This is a genomic window from Terriglobia bacterium (assembly GCA_036496425.1).
Lineage (GTDB): Bacteria > Acidobacteriota > Terriglobia > 20CM-2-55-15 > 20CM-2-55-15 > 20CM-2-55-15.
On record DASXLG010000254.1, the window covers coordinates 1 to 5,218 of the forward strand.

Sequence of the window (5,218 nt, forward strand, 5' to 3'; positions counted from 1 at the left end):
GATTCTCCCAACCGTACCGCCTCAACCTTGAACTCGTCGGTATATTGTCGATTCCCAACCAACTCTCTCTTGCCCATTTCGATCTCCCGTTCATCAAGAAGTTATCAGCTTTTTGATGTACGTCAAACCAGGGCAAGGTCAATTGCAATCGTCACAAAGAAGCGGCCATAGTGGTGACCTTTCAGTCACGGGAAGCAGGAGTCAAAGTTGAAACCGATTCGTGTTCTGCTTGCTGACGATCACAAGCTGGTCCGGGCCGGCTTTCGTGCAATGTTAAACACACTGGGAAATGTCGAGGTCGTCGCGGAGACCGGGGACGGCCGCGAAGCCCTGGACTTGATTCACAAGCATCACCCCGATGTTGCTTTCGTCGACATCACCATGCCGAGCCTCACCGGTCTGGAAGTGGCCCGCAGGGCTGCCACGGAAGCGAAAGGCGTGCGCGTCATTATCGTCTCGATGCATACCAGCGGTGATTACATCGGGCGCGCCATCCGGGCCGGTGTTTCCGGTTACATCCTGAAAAATGCGGATCCCGTTGAACTCGAGCTGGCGATTCGGGCCGCCATGGATGGCGACGTCTATCTAAGTCCTGCGGTATCAAAGAATCTGGTCGAAGACTACTCCAGGCGCCTGGAAGAGAACCAAACTCTTGAAGATCAGCTTACGGATCGGCAGCGTGAGGTGCTGCAGCTGATCGCCGAGGGCATGAACACCAAAGACATCGCTGTAAAACTCAATCTCAGCATCAAGACCATTGAAACCCACCGTAAGCAGTTGATGGACCGTCTGGATATTCACGACGTCGCCGGTCTTGTCCGGTTTGCGATCCGCGCAGGCATCGTAGACCCCGAATAGGTAATCTCAGGGCGTTTACGATATCTTTAAGGTTTTCCCTGATTGTGCTGCCCGCAATGGGCTAATACTCTAAAAGATCGGAACGTCCATGAAGAAGATACTGGTTGTGGATGACTCTCCGACGATTCGGCGGATGGTTATCGCATCGCTGCGTAGCCTGCAAGGGATCGTCTTCGAAGAAGCGGGGAACGGGCTCGAAGCGATTGAAAACCTTTCCCGCGGGCCGGCGGAGTTGATGGTTCTCGATCTGAACATGCCCGATATGCACGGACTGGAAGTTCTCCATTTCGTTCGCTCGCACGCAAAATACCGCGCCATCCCGATCATCGTTCTGACCACCAAGTATGACTCCGACAGCCGGACGGCCGCCTTGTCGGAAGGCGCGTCGCTTTATATGACTAAACCTTTCGAGCCGGGCGCCCTGTTCAAAGAGGTGTCACGTCTCCTGGAGCCTTGATGAGCGATTCGGGCAGGGCATTTTTCGAGGAGTTCATCGACGATTATTTCGCCGAATGCGAGGAGCATCTGACCTCGATCCACGCCCTGATGCTGCAACTGGACAATGCCTGCCAGTCCGGCGGCCCGGCAGAAAATATTCTCGATACGCTTCTCCGTGACTTCCATTCGATCAAGGGTCTTTCCGCGATGGTCGGAATGGAGGAGGTCACGCAACTTGCACACCACCTCGAAGATTATTTTCGCGAACTGAAGGAACCGGGGGCTGAAATCAAGTCCGACGGCATCACGCAGGCGCTCGCCGCGATCGCCGGTATCGAAGAGGTTCTGGCTGCCCGCCGGAGGGCCGAACCGCTGCCGGACGTGACAAGCCTGCTCCTGCGCCTGAGCCAGGCCGTCGAAGAAGCGCGTCCGATACGGAAAGGGAAGGCTGCTTCAGTTGCGGCGGAGGCCGGCGAGGTCACCCTCGGGAAATGGCGATTCGAGTTCCGCCCTTCGTCCGAACTTGCGGCTCAAGGCATCACCGTCAGTACGGTTCGCGAGAGGCTCGCGGCTTACGGCCAGGTCACGAGCGCGGCGCCCTTGATCCTGGATGACGGCAGCGTCGCGTTTGAATTCATCGTGGCGACAAACGAACCGGAATCCCGCTTTGAAGGACTCCGGGCGGAAGGTCTCAGTTACGGGCCGGTTGCGGAGCAGGCACAGCGTCCATCCAGCGAGCCTGTAACGCCGTCGCCGAGTTCACCTGCCGGATCGGTAAACCTCGTACGCGTCGACATGAGCCGGCTGGATGATTTGATGCGGATTGTGGGCGAGCTGGTGATCACCCGGTTTCATCTCGATGAGGCCCTTCTCAACACCGAGGACGCGCTCACGCCGGCGGGTTTGCGGACGCTTCAGGACATCAACATAACAATGGAGCGCCAAGTGCGGCAACTCCGGCAGACGGTTATTCGCACGCGGCTGGTTCCCATCGGCCAGATATTCGAGCGGATGCGATTCGTCGTTCGCGGTCTCGAGCGAGACGCGCAGAAGAAAATCAACGTCGAGATCAGCGGCCAGGAAGCCGAACTGGACAAAGTGATCGTTGAGCGGATGATGGATCCGCTGCTGCACCTGGTGCGGAACGCGGTCAGTCATGGTATTGAGGCTCCCCAGGAGCGGATCAACGCCGGCAAACCGCCGGAAGGAGAACTGAGTCTTTCCGCGATAACATCCGGCGACAGCGTCATGATCCATATCGAAGACGACGGCCGCGGGATCGATCTCGAAAAGGTCGCGGCCCGGGCTCGATCGCTGGGAATATCCGGGGTCAACGAGGCCTTGGACTCGAAGCGGCTTCTTGACGTGATTTGCTCGCCCGGCTTCACCACCCGTGATGAGGCCGACCTTGCAAGCGGCCGCGGTGTCGGGATGGCGGCGGTTCAGTCGGCGGTTACCGACTTGGGCGGTATCATTACCTTGCAGACTACCGCCGGGCAAGGGACACGTTTTTCGATACAGCTTCCGCTGACTCTGGCTCTCGCCGACTCCCTGCTGGTGTCCGTGGAGGGCCAGCGGTTTGCGGTGCCGCAGGCCAGCATTCGCGAAGTTTTTGCCGTGGAATCGTCGTCGAGCATCGTGTTCGAGAACAATGAAGCGATTACCTACCGGGACGGAGTTCTGCCGATTGTGCGGCTCGTGAACATATTTAATATGAAAGCAAAGACACGCAGCCGTCTCCACATCCTGGTTGTCGGCGCCGGCTCGAACGCCGTGGGATTGGTGGTGGATCGGGTCGAGGGTCAGAGGCAGATCGTCGTCCGGCCTATCACCGACCCTCTCTTGCGGATACCCGGCATCGTCGGGGCAACCGAACTTGGCGATGGCCTGCCTGTCCTGATCCTGGATGTACACAGCATGTTGCGCGCGCATCGCATGCGCGCGGTTTCGGAGACCAGACCATGAAAGAAACCGACCGGAATTCGGAAAAGTTCATTCTGTTCCAACTGGGTGAAACGACGTATGCGCTGCCCGCGCGCCACGTACAGCAGATGGAAATGATCGAGGACATCACTCCCGTGCCGAATGCTCCTCCGCACGTGGACGGTGTTGTTTTTACGCGCGGCCAGGTCATTCCTGCAATCAACCTGCGCGCGCGCTTCGGGTTTGAACGGGTTGCGCATACCCCGCGATCGAGGCTGATCGTAGCGGCGCTCAACGGCCGGGTTATCGGACTTGTTGCCGACTCGGCGCGCGAATTCATGTCCATTCCGCTGGAGGATATCCAACCGCCACCTGACGGCGTGTCCGGTCTGAGCGGAAATTACTTGAGAGGCGTCGTCACTCTCGACAACCGGATCATTTTGATTGTCGACCTTAACGAGCTGATCGGCTCGGCAGAAACACGAGCCGGTGCGGCGCGAACCTGAGCGGAGGAAACTATGGCAACGCAAAATCGTAACAGCGGCCGGAAACAGGTTCAGGGCCTCGAAAACCTGGAATCGGCAATCGGCGGGATCAATGAACTGACCGCATCGTTGAAGGAAACCGCCGGCCAGGCGGAGTCGGCCAGGACGTCGGGCGAGCAGGTCGCTTCCGGCGTCAATGAGCTTGCCGCGTCCGTCGAACAGATCACGGCGAACGGCCTGAAGGTCGCGGCCTCCGTGAACGAAACCGCGGCGGCGATTCAGCAAACGGCGGCATCGATCAAGAGCGTTGCCGCTCTCACCCAGGAGATGGCGAGTTCATCGGAAGAATTGACGGCGACGATTACCGAGATGGCGGCATCGATCAAGACCGTCAGCGGCGATACGGAAAGCCTGGCGGTGTCCGTGACCGAGACAGCCAACACCATCGAGGAAATGTCGCGAGGGATGCAGGGATTCGCCGGGAACGCCGAGGATTTGACGGTATCGGCAGAGGAAACGTCGTCCTCGATGAATCGAATGGGCGCTTCCATCGAACAGGTCAGCGCCGCTGCAGAGAACCTCGCCGGCTCGATCCAGGAAGTGGTCACCTCGATGGAAGAGATGGCGCGATCGGTGGAAGCCGTTGCGGGCAATGCCGAGCGCATCATGGAAGAAGCGTCGGCGGCCGCCGCGGCAGGAACGCAGCTGGATCGCTCGATCCGGTCGGTTGTCGCACTGACCAAGCAGGCGCGTGAAGTGAGCGCGCGGGTTGCGCGCGACGCCGAAGAGGGCGGTGCGACCGTTCAACGTTCCATTCAGGGTTTCGGACGGATTCGTGAATCGATTACGCAGTCGGCCACCGTCGTTCGCGAGGTAGGTAAGCGGGCGGGTGAAATCAGTTCGATCATCGATACCATCGATCTGATCGCGGAACGTACCAACCTTCTGTCGCTCAATGCCTCCATCGAAGCTGCACGCGCCGGCGATGCCGGCCGCGGGTTTGCGGTGGTGGCGGAAGAAATTCGCAACCTGGCCGACAGATCGGCGAAGGCAACATCCGATATCGCCAGGATCATCCGTGGACTGCAGGAAATCATTCAGGAGGCGGTGACCGCCGCCACCGACGGCATGCGCATTGCCGACGAGAGCGGCCGCACCAGCGAAGAGGCGGGGGCCGCGCTTAAGAAGATATTGTCCGGCGTGCACGAAACCACCCAGTTCGTTGCCCAGATCGCGGCGGCATCGGACGAGCAGCTTGCCGCGGCCCAGAACTCGGTCAATGCCATCAACACGACGGTCGCTCAAGTCAAGCAGGTCAAAGCTGCGGCTTCGGAGCAAAACCGGGCGGTTCAGTCTGTCCTTCAAGCCGGCCTGGCGATGCGGAAGTTGTCGCAACAGGTGACGCAGTCGATGACCGAGCAGGCGGGTGGCGCGCGGGAAGTGATCAAAGCGGCTCAGAGCACGACGAAGATCGCAGCAGAACTGCGAAATGCGGCTCGCGAGCAGGCGAGAGC

Annotated in this window: 5 protein-coding genes; all 5 read left to right on the plus strand. The window is 59.3% G+C overall.

The window, feature by feature from the left end; genetic code table 11:
* Positions 1–207: 207 nt before the first annotated feature.
* Positions 208–858, plus strand: coding sequence for a response regulator transcription factor (locus VGK48_18530; protein ID HEY2383176.1), 651 nt, complete (start codon positions 208–210; stop codon positions 856–858).
* Between the two features lie 88 nt (positions 859–946).
* Positions 947–1,315 (plus strand): response regulator, encoded by a 369-nt coding sequence (locus tag VGK48_18535; protein ID HEY2383177.1) that lies wholly within the window; start codon positions 947–949, stop codon positions 1,313–1,315.
* Positions 1,315–3,261, plus strand: a complete 1,947-nt coding sequence (locus VGK48_18540; GenBank protein HEY2383178.1) for a chemotaxis protein CheA — start codon at positions 1,315–1,317, stop codon at positions 3,259–3,261. The genes VGK48_18535 and VGK48_18540 overlap by 1 nt, the downstream gene beginning before the upstream one ends.
* A complete protein-coding gene (locus VGK48_18545; protein ID HEY2383179.1) occupies positions 3,258–3,725 on the plus strand; it encodes a chemotaxis protein CheW in 468 nt (155 codons plus the stop codon). The genes VGK48_18540 and VGK48_18545 overlap by 4 nt, the downstream gene beginning before the upstream one ends.
* Before the next feature lie 12 nt (positions 3,726–3,737).
* A partial coding sequence (locus tag VGK48_18550; protein HEY2383180.1) for a methyl-accepting chemotaxis protein occupies positions 3,738–5,218 on the plus strand: 1,481 nt, incomplete at its 3' end.

What these genes read in the sequence shown, in the direction of transcription:
- VGK48_18535 (HEY2383177.1), top strand. Translation starts at nt 947, where the DNA reads ATGAAGAAGATACTGGTTGTGGATGACTCTCCGACGATTCGGCGGATG.
- VGK48_18540 (HEY2383178.1), top strand. Translation starts at nt 1,315, where the DNA reads ATGAGCGATTCGGGCAGGGCATTTTTCGAGGAGTTCATCGACGATTAT.
- VGK48_18545 (HEY2383179.1), top strand. Translation starts at nt 3,258, where the DNA reads ATGAAAGAAACCGACCGGAATTCGGAAAAGTTCATTCTGTTCCAACTG.